This is a genomic window from Brevibacillus sp. SAFN-007a (genome assembly GCF_051967035.1).
In the GTDB taxonomy this organism is placed as follows: Bacteria; Bacillota; Bacilli; order Brevibacillales; family Brevibacillaceae; genus Brevibacillus.
This window is the reverse complement of record NZ_JBQCKK010000014.1, coordinates 41,906-57,551: the sequence shown is the minus strand read 5'-3', so window position 1 is coordinate 57,551 and position 15,646 is coordinate 41,906. Positions and strand designations below refer to the sequence as shown.

General features: G+C 57.6%; 12 protein-coding genes. 6 read left to right on the top strand and 6 right to left on the bottom strand.

Annotation, left to right across the window (positions count from 1 at the left end):
- Positions 1-210: 210 nt before the first annotated feature.
- Both ACTHO6_RS15110 and ACTHO6_RS15105 read left to right on the top strand, forming a co-directional pair.
- Positions 211-1,509: a nucleotide sugar dehydrogenase gene (locus tag ACTHO6_RS15110; protein WP_440242621.1), complete on the top strand. Its 1,299-nt coding sequence runs from the start codon at positions 211-213 to the stop codon at positions 1,507-1,509.
- Between the two features lie 121 nt (positions 1,510-1,630).
- Positions 1,631-1,831: a cold-shock protein gene (locus tag ACTHO6_RS15105; RefSeq protein WP_440242620.1), complete on the top strand. Its 201-nt coding sequence runs from the start codon at positions 1,631-1,633 to the stop codon at positions 1,829-1,831.
- 118 nt (positions 1,832-1,949) lie between these two features.
- On the opposite strand, the gene ACTHO6_RS15100 is transcribed toward ACTHO6_RS15105, so the two are convergent.
- Together ACTHO6_RS15100 and ACTHO6_RS15095 are read right to left on the bottom strand one after the other, a co-directional pair.
- The gene (locus ACTHO6_RS15100; protein WP_440242619.1) at positions 1,950-2,777 is read right to left on the bottom strand and encodes a M55 family metallopeptidase; all 828 of its coding nucleotides are present in this window, start codon (positions 2,775-2,777) and stop codon (positions 1,950-1,952) included.
- Positions 2,778-2,947: 170 nt separating this feature from the next.
- Positions 2,948-4,081: a glycosyltransferase gene (locus tag ACTHO6_RS15095; RefSeq protein ID WP_440242618.1), complete on the bottom strand. Its 1,134-nt coding sequence runs from the start codon at positions 4,079-4,081 to the stop codon at positions 2,948-2,950.
- A 166-nt stretch (positions 4,082-4,247) separates the two neighbouring features.
- Between ACTHO6_RS15095 and ACTHO6_RS15090 the strand changes: the two genes are divergently transcribed.
- Together ACTHO6_RS15090 and ACTHO6_RS15085 are read left to right on the top strand one after the other, a co-directional pair.
- Entirely contained in the window at positions 4,248-5,612 is a 1,365-nt protein-coding gene (locus ACTHO6_RS15090) for a glycosyltransferase family 4 protein (protein ID WP_440242617.1), read from the top strand.
- 82 nt (positions 5,613-5,694) lie between these two features.
- Positions 5,695-6,849, top strand: coding sequence for an MFS transporter (locus tag ACTHO6_RS15085; protein ID WP_440242616.1), 1,155 nt, complete (start codon positions 5,695-5,697; stop codon positions 6,847-6,849).
- Between the two features lie 103 nt (positions 6,850-6,952).
- Here ACTHO6_RS15085 and ACTHO6_RS15080 read toward each other — a convergent pair whose 3' ends face one another.
- From ACTHO6_RS15080 to ACTHO6_RS15070, 3 genes are read right to left on the bottom strand one after another with little or no spacing between them, the layout of a single operon-like run.
- Positions 6,953-7,771 carry a hypothetical protein gene (locus ACTHO6_RS15080; protein WP_440242615.1) on the bottom strand — a complete coding sequence of 273 codons (819 nt, stop codon included), beginning with the start codon at positions 7,769-7,771 and terminating at the stop codon, positions 6,953-6,955.
- Entirely contained in the window at positions 7,764-9,392 is a 1,629-nt protein-coding gene (locus tag ACTHO6_RS15075) for a hypothetical protein (protein WP_440242614.1), read from the bottom strand. The genes ACTHO6_RS15080 and ACTHO6_RS15075 overlap by 8 nt, the downstream gene beginning before the upstream one ends.
- Positions 9,393-9,396: 4 nt before the next feature.
- Positions 9,397-10,659, bottom strand: a complete 1,263-nt coding sequence (locus tag ACTHO6_RS15070) for an O-antigen ligase family protein (protein WP_440242613.1) — start codon at positions 10,657-10,659, stop codon at positions 9,397-9,399.
- Between the two features lie 253 nt (positions 10,660-10,912).
- Between ACTHO6_RS15070 and murJ the strand changes: the two genes are divergently transcribed.
- Positions 10,913-12,439 carry a murein biosynthesis integral membrane protein MurJ gene (gene murJ / locus ACTHO6_RS15065; protein ID WP_440242612.1) on the top strand — a complete coding sequence of 509 codons (1,527 nt, stop codon included), beginning with the start codon at positions 10,913-10,915 and terminating at the stop codon, positions 12,437-12,439.
- On the opposite strand, the gene ACTHO6_RS15060 is transcribed toward murJ, so the two are convergent.
- Entirely contained in the window at positions 12,414-13,790 is a 1,377-nt protein-coding gene (locus tag ACTHO6_RS15060) for a phenylacetate--CoA ligase family protein (protein WP_440242611.1), read from the bottom strand. The genes murJ and ACTHO6_RS15060 overlap by 26 nt on opposite strands.
- A gap of 189 nt (positions 13,791-13,979) precedes the next feature.
- Between ACTHO6_RS15060 and ACTHO6_RS15055 the strand changes: the two genes are divergently transcribed.
- Positions 13,980-15,617, top strand: coding sequence for a putative polysaccharide biosynthesis protein (locus ACTHO6_RS15055; protein WP_440242610.1), 1,638 nt, complete (start codon positions 13,980-13,982; stop codon positions 15,615-15,617).
- Positions 15,618-15,646: the final 29 nt, after the last annotated feature.

Below are 15,646 nucleotides of genomic sequence, written 5' to 3'. Positions count from 1 at the left end.
CCCGTGCCCTTTTGGACAGGGCCAAAGCCGGATCATCTACATCATGGGGAGGAGCAGCCTTGGAGACGTTGTACAAGGTCCTCATAGGATTGTGCGTAGTTTTTATCGCTGCGGGCATTTATTATCTGTCGTAAGCAATTTGCAAGTTGGCCGCGCAACAGTACGGTTGCACGGACCTTACCTTAGAGAACGTGAAAGAGGAGATACGCAATGACTCAGCCTGTGCGCGTAGCTGTAGTGGGATTAGGGTTTGTTGGCTTGCCGCTTGCTCTTACCTATGCCATGAAAGGAGCAAACGTCGTCGGCATTGACGCCTTGCCTCACGTCGTGGACGAAATCAATGCGGCGCGTTCCCACCATTTGGAGTCCTATCAGGGGAAGACCTTGCCGGAGATTCTCAAAGAACAACTGGAAGCAAAGCGTTTCCGTGCGACTACCTCTTATGAGGAAGCAGCTGCGGAAGTCGATCATTATATTGTGACCGTCGGTTTGCCGGTGCAAAACGGCGACCCGGATCTCGGACCGTTGAAAAGCTGTGCCCAATCGCTCGGCCGCGTGCTGAAAAAGGGCGATACGATTATGATTCGCAGCACGGTCGTCCCAGGAACCACGGAAGAAGTGCTGCAGCCGATTCTCGAAGAGGTGAGCGGCCTTGTGGCGGGCGTCGATTTTTATTTGACGTACTGCTCCGAGCGGATTGCTGAAGGACGGGCTTTTGAAGAGTTTATCCACATGCCGCTCGTGCTTGGCGGCATCAACGCGGAAAGCGCCGAGAAAGGAAAAGAGCTGCTGTCCTTTATCAGCGAAACAGAAATTACGATCTCGGACATTCGCGTCGTCGAAACCGCCAAAGTCATCGAAAACATCCAGCGCGACGTCAATATCGCGATGGTCCAGGAATTCGCCCGCTTTGCCGAGGCGTTCGGAATCGATACCTTTGAGCTGATTCAGGTTGCCAATACGCACAAGCGCGTGAACCTGTTGACCCCTGGTCCTGGTGTCGGCGGCTTCTGCCTGCCGAATGCGCTGTATTACTTGCAGCCAAAAGCGCGCGAACTGGGCGTGTCGCTGCCGATCTTGCAGCAGGCGCGAAAGACCAACGACGCTGTGCCGGAAGTGCTGATCGGCATGCTGGAAAAAGCGCTGCAGGAAAAAGGCAAGACGCTCGCTGGCAGCCGCGTAGCGGTATTGGGCCTTGCGATGAAGGACTTCTCCAACGACGACCGCGTCAGCCCCGTGCATGACATCATCCGGCTGCTGCTCGCCAAAGGAGTCGAGGTGCGCTCGTACGACCCGGCGGTACCGACGGCATACGCGCACAAACAAGACAGCCTGGAGGCAGCGGTTCGCGACGCAGACGCCCTGATTTTGACGGCTGTGCAACAGCCATTCGCCGACGTAAACTGGGATGAGGTAGCGGCGCAAATGGCCGATTCCCCGATTTTGTTCGATACGAAAAACCGCATTCCGCGCGACTCGGTCAGCCACGCTACCGTTGTGCGCATTTAAGCGGGGGAATCTTTTTGCTCGTTTTGCTGTTTTCATGTATAACACGTTCTGTTTCTGGCAATACTCACCAGGTAAGATCATATTTCAATGTCATGTAAGGGATACATGCTAGGAGGCAAAAATGGAACGTGGTAGAGTAAAATGGTTCAACAGCGAAAAAGGTTTCGGATTTATCGAGCGGGAAGGCGCGGATGATGTATTCGTCCACTTCTCTGCGATTCAGGGCGAAGGGTACAAGTCCCTGGATGAGGGGCAAGAGGTCGAGTTTGACGTGGAAAACGGTCAACGCGGCCCACAGGCGACGAACGTTCGTAAACTGTAAAAGCCAAAAACGACAAACAGGCCCATTCAGTGGGTCTGTTTTTTTATGCCGCTCTTCAAACGCGCAAAAAGGCATGGCGCAGTTGCCCTGCCTTTTGTTGTTGCCACGACGTGTTGACCTAGAAAAACGCTGCCTGGGAAGCGAGGTTCAGCATGGCCCGCATCGTTTTGTACAAGTCTTGCGGATCGTCCGTGCGGCAGGAAACGGTGTTGGTCGACGTCTCATAGCGTGTGCCGGGGACGATGGCCGCCATTTCGGCTTGTCCGGCATGGGAGAATTCCATGGCCAGCTCAAGCGGGAGATCGTTCCTGAACGGAGCGATGGCGGAGACATTGCCGAGAGCGAGCTTCGTCTGTTCCTTCAATGTCGCAGTCGCTTCCTCGCGCGGCAGACAGATGGCGGCTGTACGCGACACCGCTTCCTTGACGATGGCTGTATGAATGCCGGGAATCAGCTCGCGCGCTTCTTTGGCAAGCAGGTTGTCGCCGGAAACCATGATGACCGGAACCTTGTACAAGCCTGCAATCGCTGCATTGAAGCCGAACTCGCCCATGACCCGTCCGTTGATGAACAAGTTGCGGACGACGCCGGACATGGTGTGGCTGAGCACGCCAGGAACCCCTTGGCGGGTGTGATAGCCGATAAACATGGCGGCATCAAAGCTCGCATCCAGCCCGTGCATCATCGAGCAGTCGCGGGGAGAACCAGCCAGCAGCCGCGCTCGCGGGTGCAATTTTTCCCACAAGAGGTTGTTCATCGTATGGTGGCTGTCCGCCACGACGATCTCCGTCACGCCGCTGGCCAGGGCCGCTTCGATCACCGCATTGGCGTCATCGGTCATGAATTGGCGGCCGCGCTGGTAGTTCACACCCGATTCGGGATGGATGTAGCTGGTGTCGACGATGCCGGAGATGCCTTCCATGTCCACCGAGAGATACAGTTTCATGTGTCGTCTCATCCTTTCACGTGCGATTCATCATCATCGTTCCTGTTCTATGTAACCAGATTATCCCGGCAGAAGCAATGGAAAAGGCAGATTTTTCAAACATTTTTATCGCGCCGCGGGCAACGAAAAAAGCACGAGCAGTGTCTTGGGGACAGCCAGTCGTGCTTCGGTCATGACAACAGCTTTCGGTACAGGGACAAAATTTGCGCCGTCATCTGCTGAATCGTGAAAGTCGATTCGACTTTTTCCAGGGCGTTTTGCACCATCGTCTCCCGCAGCTGCGGCGAAGTCCAGAGCCGTTCCATGGCGCGCGCCAGTGCCGCGGGATCATTCGGCTCGACAACCAGCCCCGTGCGTTCCTGGTAGACGAATTCCTTCACGCCGCCCACGTTGCTGGCGACGACAGGCACCTGGGAGGCCATCGCTTCGATGATCGTGTAGCCCAGCCCTTCGTACAGGGAGGAGTGAACAAAGCCGTCGATGGCGTGCAAGCAAGCGGGAATGTCCTGGCGAAACCCGGCAAAACGGACGCGCTCCGACAGTCCCAGCTCCTCTGCCTTCGCTTCCAGTGCCGGACGTTCCGAACCGTCGCCGATCAGCACGAGATAAGGCGCGGATCGCTTGTCGCGGACAAGCGCGTGAAAGGCATCAAGCAGGATCGGCAACCCTTTGACTGGAACGAATCGCGCTACGGTTCCGAACAAAAAAGCATCCTGCGGCACGTTCCATTCCGCGCGTAAACGACTGCGATCGCTCTCGCGGAGTTGATCCTGCCGGTAGGGGGACAAATCCATCCCGTTGTAGATCACGCTGATCGCGGAAGGCTTCACGCCCTGTTCGCGCAGGACGTCGGCAATGGCGCCGCTGATGGCGATGTAGTGCCGGTTCCAGTGGCGGGTGCTTCGTTCCATCATGCTGACGATCGCATAGGCCAATGCGCCTGTGTAATCGTAGCGCAGCGAGCTGTGTACGGTAGTCAGCAGCGGTACGTTCATGCCAAGGGCCGCAAGCCGCGAAAAAAAGTTGGCCTTGATCCCGTGCGTGTGGATGATGGCTGGCCCAAAGGCAAGGAAGGTGCGCCGCAGCGCTTGCAGCAGCCGAATATCGAAGCGTCCGAACTGGTGCAACGCGATCACGTGGATGCCAGCCGCCCGGAGCTTCTCGGCAAAGAGCGAATCGTAGAAGCAGATGACTGCGACGTCTACCTCCTCCGCAGGAAAAGTCGTAACCAGATTGAGAATATGTTGTTCCGCACCGCCGAATTCCCCCCCGCCAATCACGTGGAGGACGCGTAGTTTGCTCATGTCAATTCACCCGAATCTTAGTAAGAAAACCTCTGTCGAGGCTTGTTCATGGAGGAGCGATTAAAGCCATACTCACTATAGCAGATGGCTGATAGATTCGCAATAAGACAGCACTTGTGGTATCGTTTAGGATGGAAAACGCAAAAACGAGAAGGACGGTTGCAAGATGAAAGCGCACAACGTGTTACTCCTATGCTACATATTCCCGCCCATCGGCGGCGGCGGTGTTCCACGGCCCTTGAAAATGGCCAAATATTTGGGGGAGTTCGGCTGGAACGTCCACGTGCTTACCGTCGATCCGGCCTACCACGCCACGCTGGATCCATCGCTTTTGGCGCAGCTTCCGCCCGAGGTGAAGATTCACCGGGCAAAGGAGTGGCAGCTGCTGCCGGGGAGAGGACAAGCCGCGGCTTCTGGCGCAAGTGGCTCGACCGCCATCGCCAGCGCCGCGCCGCGGGCATCGTGGAAGGCACGGGTGAAAAAGCAGGTCGTGAACGTCTTGAAAAAGCTCAAGCCGTATCTGCTGATCCCGGACGACCAGATTCTGTGGCTGCCCAATGCGCTCAAGCTGGGGCGGGAAGTCATGCGCCGGGAAAAAATTGATGTGATTTTTTCCACCTCCGGACCTGTCACCAACCACTTGATTGCCGAGAAGCTCGCGGATGAGTTCGGCTGCAAATGGGTGGCGGACTTCCGCGATCCGTGGACGCAAAACATGCACACCTCCGGCATCGCCTGGCGCGAACGGCTGGAAGAGCGGATGGAAGCGCGAGTGATGGAAAAGGCCGATGCGATTACGACCGTCACCGCCACCTTCGCCGCCAATTTCCGCAAGAAGCATCAGGAGCGGATCAAGCGGATGGAGCTGATCTACAACGGCTTCGACCAGGCCGACTTTCGGGAGCTGACGCCGAGTCATGCGGCGCCGGGGAAATTCCATGCGGTCTACGCGGGCATTTTGTATCAAAAGCGCAATCCGCGGCTGTTGCTGCAAGCGATTCGCGAACTGATCGACGAGGGACAGGTGGACAGGCGAGAGCTCCTCTTTAGCTTCGCAGGCGTGTTTGACTATCCCGGGTATTCGGAAAACCGCGATTGCGTGGAAGCGCTCGGGCTTCGTGACGTCGTGCGCGTCCTGGGCAACCTGCCGCACAAGGAGGCGCTCGGCTTGATGAAAGCAGCCGACGTCCTTTTGCTCATCGGGGACGTGTCCGCTGACGCAGGGGCGTACATTCCAGGCAAGCTGTACGAATACATGGGCATCGGCAATCCGATTCTCGCGCTGAACAAAGCAGGGGAAGCGACAGAGATCATCGAGAAGTTCCGCTTGGGCCAGGTGGCTGATCCGGAAGAGAAGGATGCGATCAAGCAGGCGTACCTGCATCTGTATCGCGAATGGAAGGAGCAGAACGGGAAGGCGGGTAGCCGCGAGGCGCGCGGAGCCGATTTTGCGGAGCGCGTGAAGCCGTACGAGCGCCGCGAGCAGGCGAGACAGCTTGCCGAGCTGATGAACGAGCTAGTGAGCGGATAACGGAAAAGAGTGCCGAGCCTCGGAGCCTGGAACAGGGCTTGCGAGGCTATCTTTCTATTCCCGTACAAAGAAGAGGTGGAACGTGAATACGGCCATACTGAGCTTGCGAGCCTACAATTTCTTTTACTTTTCCCTGTTGTCCATTTTCATTTCGTTTTTGCCCGTCTATTTGACTTATCGCGGCATCACGCCGACGCAAATCGGCGTATGGATCGGGGCAGGCTCGTTTATCGGCATCTTGTCCCAGCCGTTTTGGGGGATGGTGAGCGACCGTTCCAAGACGATCAGGCGGATCATTCTGTTGACCTTGGGCCTGTCCATCGCGGCAGGGGTCCTGCTGTTCACCTCGGCTTCGTTTTTCGCGCTGTTTTTGCTGGTAGGTGCGATGTATGTTTTCCTGCTGCCGACCGATCCGCTGACCGAGAGCCTCAACTACCGGATTGCCGAGCTGCACGGCACAAGTTTCGGCTCCATCCGCACGTTTGGCGCAGTCGGCTACGCAACGGCGTCGCTGTTCATCGGCTGGACGCTTGATCGGCTGGGGATGGAGCAACTCGTCTGGCTGTTTGTCGGCTACGGCGTAATTGCCTACGCATGCGCTCTCGTCATGCAGGACGCGCCTGCCAGCAGCAAGTCGTTGTCCTGGCGGGAGCTGAAGCAATTTATCTTCTACCCGCAAACGCAGCGATTCTTTCTGCTCGTGCTGATTGCAGCGACTCCGCACCGGACGAACGACAGCTTCCTTGGCGTCTACGTGCAGAGCCTGGGCGGCACGACGGGGGATGTCGGGCAAGCGTGGTTTTTGGCGGCGGTGAGCGAGGTCGCGTTTTTCGCGATCAGTGCCAGACTGCTTGCCCGCTGGAGCGAACTCAGGCTGATTACGCTCGCCTCGGCAGTGTACACGATCCGTTACGTGCTCTCTGCAATCGCCCCTTCGGCGGAGTGGGTGGTTTATCTGCAAGTGACGCAGGGTGTCACCTTTGTCCTGTTTTACACAGCTACGATTCAGTACCTGTACAGCATCATCCCGGAAGAGTGGAAGGCGACAGGGCAAACGGTGCTGGCCGTGTTGTTTTTCGGCATTTCCGGCATCATCGGCTCGCTCGTCGGCGGCTGGCTGTTTCAGCACAGCGGAGGGGCGACGCTCTACTGGGCGATGGGGATATGCTCGGCAGTCGCCTTCGTCTACAGCCTGTTCCTGGGCAGGTCCGGCAAAGCAGCGGGCCTCGGGCTGTAAGAAAGGCGATGCCTTGCCGAAGCGCAACCAAACAAAGAGCCTGCCGCGATATGACTCGCAGCAGGCTCTTTTCGATTGCCAGCGGCTGTACCGAAACCAGCGCCTAGTACAGCAAATATTTTTCCACTTCTTCCGGCTCTTTGATGTTGATGCCGCCGGTGTCGCCGTACTTGTACAGGTTGAACTTCACCTGCTGGTCCATCGTGCCGGCCTCCGGCAGCGGCAGGATGATCCATGTCTCGTACTGGTGAATCAGGCGATCTTCCTTGCCGAACCAAAACGTCGCCTTGATCGTCGATTCTTTCAAAATATATTCGAGGTCGGGGCGGTCGCCGACCAGCTTTTTCAGCGGCTCAAACAGCGGGCTTTCGCTGTTTTTCAGCCATTCTGCGCCGGTCATCTTCACCTGGAAAGGCACGCAGACGACGCCGATTATTTTTTCATCCGGCAGTTGCACGGCCCGGTCCATGTACGGCAGCCAGTCCTCGAAGCCTTTCAGCACGTCGAATTCGAGCGGTTCCTCCGGCGCGGTCACCCAGTAATCATTCGTGCGGATGTAGCGCTTGTCGCCGATGCGATAGTACGTGTAAGGCTGTGCGGCGATGCGCGTACCGACGTTGTACCCTTTGCCGTTGAGGACGGCCCCGTCGAACATGCTGGTCGTCGTCCGGGCGAGGATGCGATTCAGCACGTGGCCTCTGTACCAGAATGCCTGTGCTTCTTCCGCTGTTTTCCCTTTTTCCAGAGCGGTTTTCAGCCATTCGGCCGCCGATTCGGTTTGGGCCGTGGTCGGCGGCGCGGGCTGCGTATCAAAGTTGGTGGTGGCAAATGCTTTCGTGTCGGACTCATACGTGCAGCCGCCGAGCAGAGAGGCGGTGCAGATGGCAGCGAGCAATGCCCATGCCTTTGTCCGTTTACGCATGGCGAACCCTCCTTACGATTCCGTATCCGAGCAGTCCCGCGAACAGAACGATGGTCAGCCAGAATACAGGGATGCCGTGCTGTTTGAACACGAGAATGCGGTGCGTATTTTCCATGGAGGCGACGATTTCGTTCTGTTTGTCGCCGTCGATATCGCCGACCTGGACGTTGATGAGCGGCAAGTAAATGCGCCAGTTTTGCTTCAACCCTTCAGGTGTGTAGGCGAAGCCGGACAGGTAAGGCGCGTCTGTCGTGCTGACCCAGCTTCTCGCCTTGGCGATGATCTCCGGCGTCTGGTCGCTGCCAACCGCTGCGAAGTTGGAGAAGCGGAAGGTCTTGTCGCGGTCGTCGCTTGTCCAGAGAATGTCCCAGGTACCATCCGGCTTTGGCTTCAGGATGTAGGAAGGACGGCCTGCTACGAGCAGCTCGTCTACGTTGTCGCGGTCGATGTCGGCAGGGATGAACTCGCCAGTAGCCAGCTCTGCCTGCTTGCGCGTCAACTGGTACGCTTCCGTCAACGTGCCGTCCGGTTCGACAGCCAGCACACTCAAATGCTCGCCGATGACAATCAGCCCTTCGCGGCCATCCGGCAGCATCATGGTCGAGAGCAGCTTGGTCGCTTTTGTCGTGCCGCCGAACGGTTTGCCGTCATACGTACCGGTCAGCATGCCGTTTGTAATGTGCAACTGCTTGTATTTGCTGCCCAGCTCCTGGCGTACATCCATGCTGCCCTGATTTTGTTCCAGCATGTTGGCGATGTTGTTCATGTCGAGCACAAAGGCGCGGTGAGCCGTCGTGCCCGCCTGCATCATCGCTTCCGAGTAAGCCTGACGCTGCACGTTTGGCACGAGCTGCCCGTCCTTGAGCGTGTAATACGGGAAGCCCGGGTAGTCGGTCGGCAGCTTTTCCTTGATCCGCGTCATCGTCTCTGCGGGGATTTGTTCGTTGGGCATGCGGACCATCTGGCCGTCTTTCCACGTCAGGACGTAGAGCGCGAGCGGCTCCGCCTGCAAATGGCGCAACTTTTCCGCCAATGCGTGCTTCTCTTCCTCTGTCTCCGGCTTTTCTGTCTTTTCCGGCAAAGGCAACTCCTCGGCGTTGCCGTAGGTGACGATCTCCATTTTGCCGTCGCCGTCGACGTCGTATAGCGTCATCGGGAAGTAGTTCACCCAGTCGCCGTTGTACAGCCGGCTGGACTCATACTGCACGGTGAAATGGCTCAAAGCCGTCAGGGTATAGCGGTTGAATGTGACATTGGCCAGCACGGCGATCAGCACGAGCACGCCGACTGCGCGCCAGTTCAAGCGGCCGTACCATTTGGCCAGCAGGGCAATCACGATAACGGCAACGGCGCCACCGATCAAGAGAGCCGCTGTCGTTTTGACGTCCACGCGGGTCAGGGCGCGATCCAGCAGCAAGAAGCCGATGGTAAACACGAGCACCTGGCGCCGTTCGGACGGATGGATCACGTAGTAGCAAAAAGCGAGTAGCGGCAAAAAAATCAGCAAAGCGATCCACGTCAAATCAAGAAACGCGGGCTTGACAAGCAAATGGTAAATCAAAAACAGGGCAATGGCGTACAGCGCCCAGCTTATCGTAGAGAGAACAGGATTGCGGCGCATAGGTTCACCACCTTTTGTTTTGTGTTTGGTCGACGAACAGAGCGCAGAGGAAGCCGCCAAACAGCCAGAAATAGAGGGCCATGAACGGCACCTCGAAAATGTTTTCTACAAGGTTGTGCGTCGCAACGGCAATCAACCCGCCAAATAGCCCGAGCACCGGGAAAAAGTGCGGCGAGTCTTGCAGCTTGCGAACAAGCCGGGCCCCGTATTTCAGCATGGAGACGACCAGGCCGATCAACAGGATGATCCCGATCAGGCCAAACTCTGCGAGACTTTTGAAGAAGTAGCTGTCCGAGTAGATCGTGCCGAAATGCCTGGACGCCACAGCTCCGCCGTGATGGCCGAGACCGACGCCAAACAGCGGCTCGATGCGCATTTTGTCATACGCTTCGCCCCAGCGGCCTACACGTCCGCCCTGGCTGCTCGATTCGAAGTATTCAGGGGTAAACAGGGTGAAAATGCGATTTTTCACCGTGCCTACCATCGGAACCGATTCCGGGACGAAGAACAGGGCCACAAGCCCGATGATGCCCGCGAGCACCAAATACCCGGCGATCCGTTTGTTCCATATGTAAAAGCAGACGAACAGGGCAAACGCCAGCGCGAACCAGGCTCCGCGCGATCCGGTCAACAACAGGGCGAGCAACGTCGTCAGGGTGACGACCGCCCACACCCCTTTTTCCTTGCGGCTGGTCGCCTTCATGAACAGTCCGGCGGCCACCGGCGCGATCAAGGCCATGTAGCTGCCCAGCACGTTTGGACTGGTGACGAACGAAAAGGCGCGCGTCGTGATCGCTTCGCCTTCCTGCACCCACGATTCGGGCGTTTTGACCCCGAGGACGACTTGCATCACCCCGACGATGGCAGCCAAAAACCCGATCAGGGCGAGGACTTTCGTAAACTTGTCCAGATCATCGGCGGACTTCAGCAAATAAAAGCCCATCAAAAAGGCGATGATGTACTGGTAGACGGAGCGAAAACCTTCCACGCTAGCTTCCCAGTTGGCCATGTCCGTGACCGTCAAGGCAAGACCGAGGACGAAAAAGGCACGGAGCAGATGTTTGATTCCAGGCATCGTTCGGTTCGTTTGCAAAAAGGCGCCGAACGTAAACGCCATCAGGACGATGAGCAACGCTTCATCCCAAAAAGACGAAACGACTGGAATCGGTAGAATTTTTCGCAAAACATAGTCGATTACCGGATAGGCCAACAGCAGATACAACCACGTGGTTGATTGGCTTCCCCACTTCAACACGGTTTCTCTCATTTTGTTTGTAGTCCTCCTACAGGCAGGGATTAACCTACCCATTATAATGAATCCGGCAACCTGCAAGCAAGCTGGGGCGGAAAGAGGTTGGTAGGAACGCGAGAAATAAGATATGATAACAGATGGGTTTGAGCTGGAACAGGTTGAGAAAAAACGACTGTCTACATGGTTCGAACGAAGAAACGATCGGTGTGCGATTGCGATTAGGCGACGGCCCCCTTCGTTTTGGAATGAGAGATAGGAGAATGGACTCATGAGTTTGTTCAAGATTGCTTCCATGATTGTCGTGCTGACTCTCGCGGGAAGACTGCTGGGTTTTTTTCGCAGCGTGTACGTCTCCAGTCTGTACGGTACGGGGATGGAGGCGGATGCGTTCAACATTGCTGCCACGATCCCGTTGACGCTGTTTCTGGTTGTACCCGGCGCGATCAACGCGGTTTTGATCCCGACGATGCGCGGGCTGATGGAGAAAAAAGAGCCGACTGGCGAACTGTATCACAAGATGCTTGCGATCATTGTGGGCCTATTCGCGCTGGTGTCTGTGCTGGGCATCGTGTTTTCCTACCAGCTGGCAGCGCTGTTCGGTCTGTCCGGGGAAAAGCTGGCGCTGACCGCCACGATGCTGCAATGGATGTGGCCTTCCGCCGTCTTCATCGGGCTGACGGGCTTGTGGTCGAGCCTGTGCAACGCGCACCAGCATTTTTTTACCCCGACGCTGGGGACGGTGGCAAACGGAGCGCTCGTGATCGTCGGCATGTACGTGCTCGTGCCGCTGTACGGAGCGGTGGGACTGGCGATTGCAACGAGTATCGGCTACCTGGCGGCGATGCTTGTGATGCTGCCGACCTTGCGCGGCTTCGGCTATCGGCACCGCCTGTCGCTCGCCTGGCGTGACGACGCTTCCTTGAAAGGAATGGGGGAACGCGTCATCCCGATCTTGATCGGGGCTGTGGTGGCCCAAGCGACGACGTTTATGGAAAGAGGCTTTGCAGAAGGCGTAGGAACGGGAGTCGTCTCCGCGCTTGCCAATGCGAATCAGATCGTGCAAATGCCGATGGCGATTTTCGTCGGGGCGTTTACGCTGCCGCTGTTCCCGTTGTTGGCCAGTCACGTGAAACGGGGCGAGATGACCGAGATGAAGCACATCCTGCAAAAAGGGCTTGCTTATCTGTTCATCCTGCTCGTCCCCGTCACGGTCGGACTTGCCTTGTACGCGGAGCCGGTCGTGCGGCTCGCCTTTGAGCGCGGCGCATTCGACGAGCGCTCGGTTGCCCTGACAGCCTGGGCGTTGCCGTTTTACGGCCTGGGCCTGTACTTCCTGGCAGCCCGGGATTTGCTCACCCGCGCTTTTTACGCGCTGGAAAACACCAAAACGCCCGTCATGATCGGGGCGATCGGAATAGGCGTGTACGTGCTTGCCAACTGGCTGTTGATCCCGCTTCTCGGACACGGCGGCATCGCGCTGGCGAATGCGGTATCCGCCATTTGTCAGGCGCTTTTGCTGTTCATCCTGCTCTGGCGGGCGGTAGGCAGCCCCGTTCGGGCGAGCTTTCTCCAGACGGTAGCCAGGACGCTTTTGGCCTGCGCGGTTATGGGAGCGGCGATTGTGCTCGTCGACCCGTGGCTGTCGCTTCTGTCCGTCTGGCTGTATGTGCCGATCGGCATTGCAGGCGGCGCATTGGTCTACGTGGCCGTGATGGCGCTCCTGCGCGAGCCGCTCGTCTCCGAGCTGTTGCATAAGGTCAGGAAGCGGGCTACTCCGGCGGCAGGGCGCTCGTGAGCGGACATTCGCGGATCGCGTAGCGGATTTTTCCCGAGCTTGTGGGCGGGATGTGATCGACGTACGACACCTGCACGCTTACCTCGCCGAGCGCAGAACGGATTCCGGCCAAAAGCTTGGCTTCATCGGCAGGCAAAAAGCGATCCGGCTCCTTTACGAGTCTGAGGCTTACCCGCTGCGGCTCGTGCTGGACGATCTGGAAGGTGCGAAAGCTGTCCAGATTGCGGACGATGTGGTTGAAGTAGTGGCCGTGCACGTACTGTCCGTGCTGGGAGATGAACATGTCGTCTTCCCTGCCATCAATGGCTTCGATCAGCGGAAACGTGACGGTGCAGGAACACGTTTTCGCGGAGAGGGCGACGACGTCCCCCAGCTGATAGCGCAAGCGCGGCATCGCTTGGTTGTGCAGGTCCGTGACGAGCAAGGCGCCGGGCACACCGGGAAACACGGGAATGTGCGTGATCGGATCGACCACTTCCAAATAGCTGTTCTCGGAAAAGGCGTGCATGTTTCCGACCGGGCATTGGTAGGCGATAATCCCGCCGTCGCGCGCACCGTATTCATTGACGACAGGCGCTTCGAAGGCGGCGGCCATCGCTTGTCGTTGATGCTCGTGCAAGCTTTCTGCCGTAGAGACGACCGCCTTGAGCGGGATGCCCAGCGTCGTGCCTCTCGCAAGCATCATGTGCGCGAGCGTGTACAAAGCCGAGGCGTAGCCGTACAAATAGACGGGACGGAACCGTCTGATGAGCGTCAACTGCGTATCCAGGCGGCGTTCGTCCAATTCATAGGCAGAGAGCAGCAAGCGATTTTTCAGCCAGCGTTCCTTCCAGCGGTACTGCCTGGCCTGCTGCTGATTCAGCTCCAGCGGAGAGCCCCAGAGCATGACGCACGGGTCGCCGATCTGGATGCCATGCCAGGACAGGCCCAGCCAGCGGGCTGCCTCATACCGTTCCACAGCCGGACGGCCGAGATAGAAGCGGGTAGGCTCTCCGGTCGAGCCGCCCGTGCGGTTGTGGATCAGCTTGTCGGGGCGAATCCCGGTGGTCAAGTACGCTTCGGGATTGCGCCGAAACCGTGCCTTGTCGAGGATCGGCAGCTTTTGCAAAAAGCGGTCGGGCGCTTCCCGGTATTCGTTCCAGACGCTTGCATAGTCGGCGTAGGCGGGTACGTGCCGGACCGCGTGATCGAGCAGTCTCTGTAGCTTTTCGCGCTGGCGGCTTGCCAGCGCCTCTCTTGACAAGTGCTGGGCGGCTTGCAGTTCCCGCATGTACGGACGCGTGCGGTTTTCCTTCAAGGCCTCCATGAGGGGCCACTGCACCTGGCGAATCAAAAATCCCGTTACAGCCATCCTTATTCCTCCTACGGTTCCCATCAGACGATTCGAAGAAATCAATGGAATCTGTTTTCACCAGTATTCCTGCCAAATTCCATCGATATACCTGTTTGCCGGAAGGAGGAAATGATAGTAGGATAGAGAGTGGGTTTCACGGCGATTGGACAAGTCCTCAAGTTTAAGCGACGCAAAAAGGAGTTACCCATGTTGAAAAAAAGTCATTTTCTCGCAGGGGCGCTGATTCTGGCCATCGCGGGAATTTTGTCAAAGGTAATCGGGATGTTTTACCGCATCCCTCTTCAGGAAATTGTCGGGGATAACGGTTTGGGGCTCTATCAGGAGGTGTACCCGCTCTACCTGACCTTCCTCATTCTGGCGACGGCAGGTGTGCCGGTCGCGCTGTCGCGGGTCATTGCCGAGGCGCTCGCCGAGGGCAAGCAAGGCTCGGTCGGGCAGATTTTGGCGCGGAGCATGGTGATGATGGGCGGAATCGGGATTGTGCTGTTTGCGATTTTGTACGTCAGTTCGCCGCTGATTGCCAGGCTGATGGGCAACCCGCATCTGATCGAGCCGATCCGGGCGATATCGCTGTCCTTGCTGTTCGTGCCGCTGATTGCCGTCATTCGCGGCTTCTTCTACGGCCATCAAAAGATGCTGTACGTCGGTCTGTCGCAGATCGTCGAGCAGACGCTGCGGGTGATTTTCATTCTGGTCGCTTCGCTCTACCTGGTCAGACTGGGAGAGGACACCGATACGGTCATTACGGGCGTCAATTTCGGCACGATGATTAGCACGCTGCTCAGTCTCGGCTTTCTCGCGCTGCTCATGTGGCTGCACAATCGCAAAAACGCCGTGTTTATCAACGCAGAGTGGGGGCGTCTTGCCTGGTGGTACGATCGCGCGTTTTTCGGCTCCATGTGGCGAATCGCCTGGCCGATCTGCGTCAGCGCGCTCGTCATTCCCATTTTCAGTTTGACCGATTCGTTTTTGGCGATCAATATTTTCCGCTACATCTGGCATGTAGACGGCCTGACGGCGGATACGTGGTTTGGCATTTACAGCCGGGGCGGCCCGCTTTTGCAAATGGCGAGTCTGTTCGGCTCCTCCATTGCGCTCTCGATCGTTCCGGCGATTGCGGAAGCCAAGCGGCAAAAAGACGAGGAGCGCGTCACGACCTTGACCAAGCTGTCGCTGCGCTTCGCCTGGCTGATCGGCCTGCCGGCAGGGCTGGGGCTGACAGCCGTCGCGGAAGGGGCCAATTTGGCGCTCTACGGCGATATGGAAGGAACACGGGCGATGGCGATTCTCGGCATCAGCGCGATTCCGCTCTCGCTGCTCTTGGCGACGAACGGCATCTTGCAAGGAATCGGCAAAGAGAAAATTCCTGCGCGCCATCTGTTGTACGGCGTGATCGTCAAGGTCGCGGCCACACTCGTGTTCACCTCCCTGTTCGGCATGGACGGGCTGTCCTTGTCCTGGCTGTGCGCGACCGCGTTTGTCTGCGTGCTGAACATGCGGGTCATCAGCAAGCTCGTGCAGGTGCCGATCCACTGGCGCTTCGATACGATCTATCCGCTGCTCGTCGCCAACCTGATGCTGTTGCTCGCCTGGGGCGCGACGGAAGCCGTCGGCCTGTTGCTCGCGGGCAAGGAAAAAGTTCGTCTCCTCGGCGCCATCGAGACGGTAGCAGGCGTAGGCGTGGGACTGGTCGTCTATTTGGGACTGTTGCTGGTTATTCCGCTGATCGAGGACAAGGAGCTGGACTGGCTGCCTGGCGGGGCCAAGCTTCGCGTCTTTATCAACCTCATCCGCAAAAAGCAGGCGTCGTCGAAGGCACAGTAAGACAAGCGGCACCGTCTCCAAAAGAAAAT

What these genes read in the sequence shown, in the direction of transcription:
- ACTHO6_RS15075 (WP_440242614.1), bottom strand. Translation starts at nt 9,392, where the DNA reads ATGCGCCGCAATCCTGTTCTCTCTACGATAAGCTGGGCGCTGTACGCC.
- murJ (WP_440242612.1), top strand. Translation starts at nt 10,913, where the DNA reads ATGAGTTTGTTCAAGATTGCTTCCATGATTGTCGTGCTGACTCTCGCG.
- ACTHO6_RS15105 (WP_440242620.1), top strand. Translation starts at nt 1,631, where the DNA reads ATGGAACGTGGTAGAGTAAAATGGTTCAACAGCGAAAAAGGTTTCGGA.
- ACTHO6_RS15055 (WP_440242610.1), top strand. Translation starts at nt 13,980, where the DNA reads ATGTTGAAAAAAAGTCATTTTCTCGCAGGGGCGCTGATTCTGGCCATC.
- ACTHO6_RS15070 (WP_440242613.1), bottom strand. Translation starts at nt 10,659, where the DNA reads ATGAGAGAAACCGTGTTGAAGTGGGGAAGCCAATCAACCACGTGGTTG.
- ACTHO6_RS15080 (WP_440242615.1), bottom strand. Translation starts at nt 7,771, where the DNA reads ATGCGTAAACGGACAAAGGCATGGGCATTGCTCGCTGCCATCTGCACC.
- ACTHO6_RS15110 (WP_440242621.1), top strand. Translation starts at nt 211, where the DNA reads ATGACTCAGCCTGTGCGCGTAGCTGTAGTGGGATTAGGGTTTGTTGGC.
- ACTHO6_RS15095 (WP_440242618.1), bottom strand. Translation starts at nt 4,081, where the DNA reads ATGAGCAAACTACGCGTCCTCCACGTGATTGGCGGGGGGGAATTCGGC.
- ACTHO6_RS15090 (WP_440242617.1), top strand. Translation starts at nt 4,248, where the DNA reads ATGAAAGCGCACAACGTGTTACTCCTATGCTACATATTCCCGCCCATC.
- ACTHO6_RS15100 (WP_440242619.1), bottom strand. Translation starts at nt 2,777, where the DNA reads ATGAAACTGTATCTCTCGGTGGACATGGAAGGCATCTCCGGCATCGTC.
- ACTHO6_RS15060 (WP_440242611.1), bottom strand. Translation starts at nt 13,790, where the DNA reads ATGGCTGTAACGGGATTTTTGATTCGCCAGGTGCAGTGGCCCCTCATG.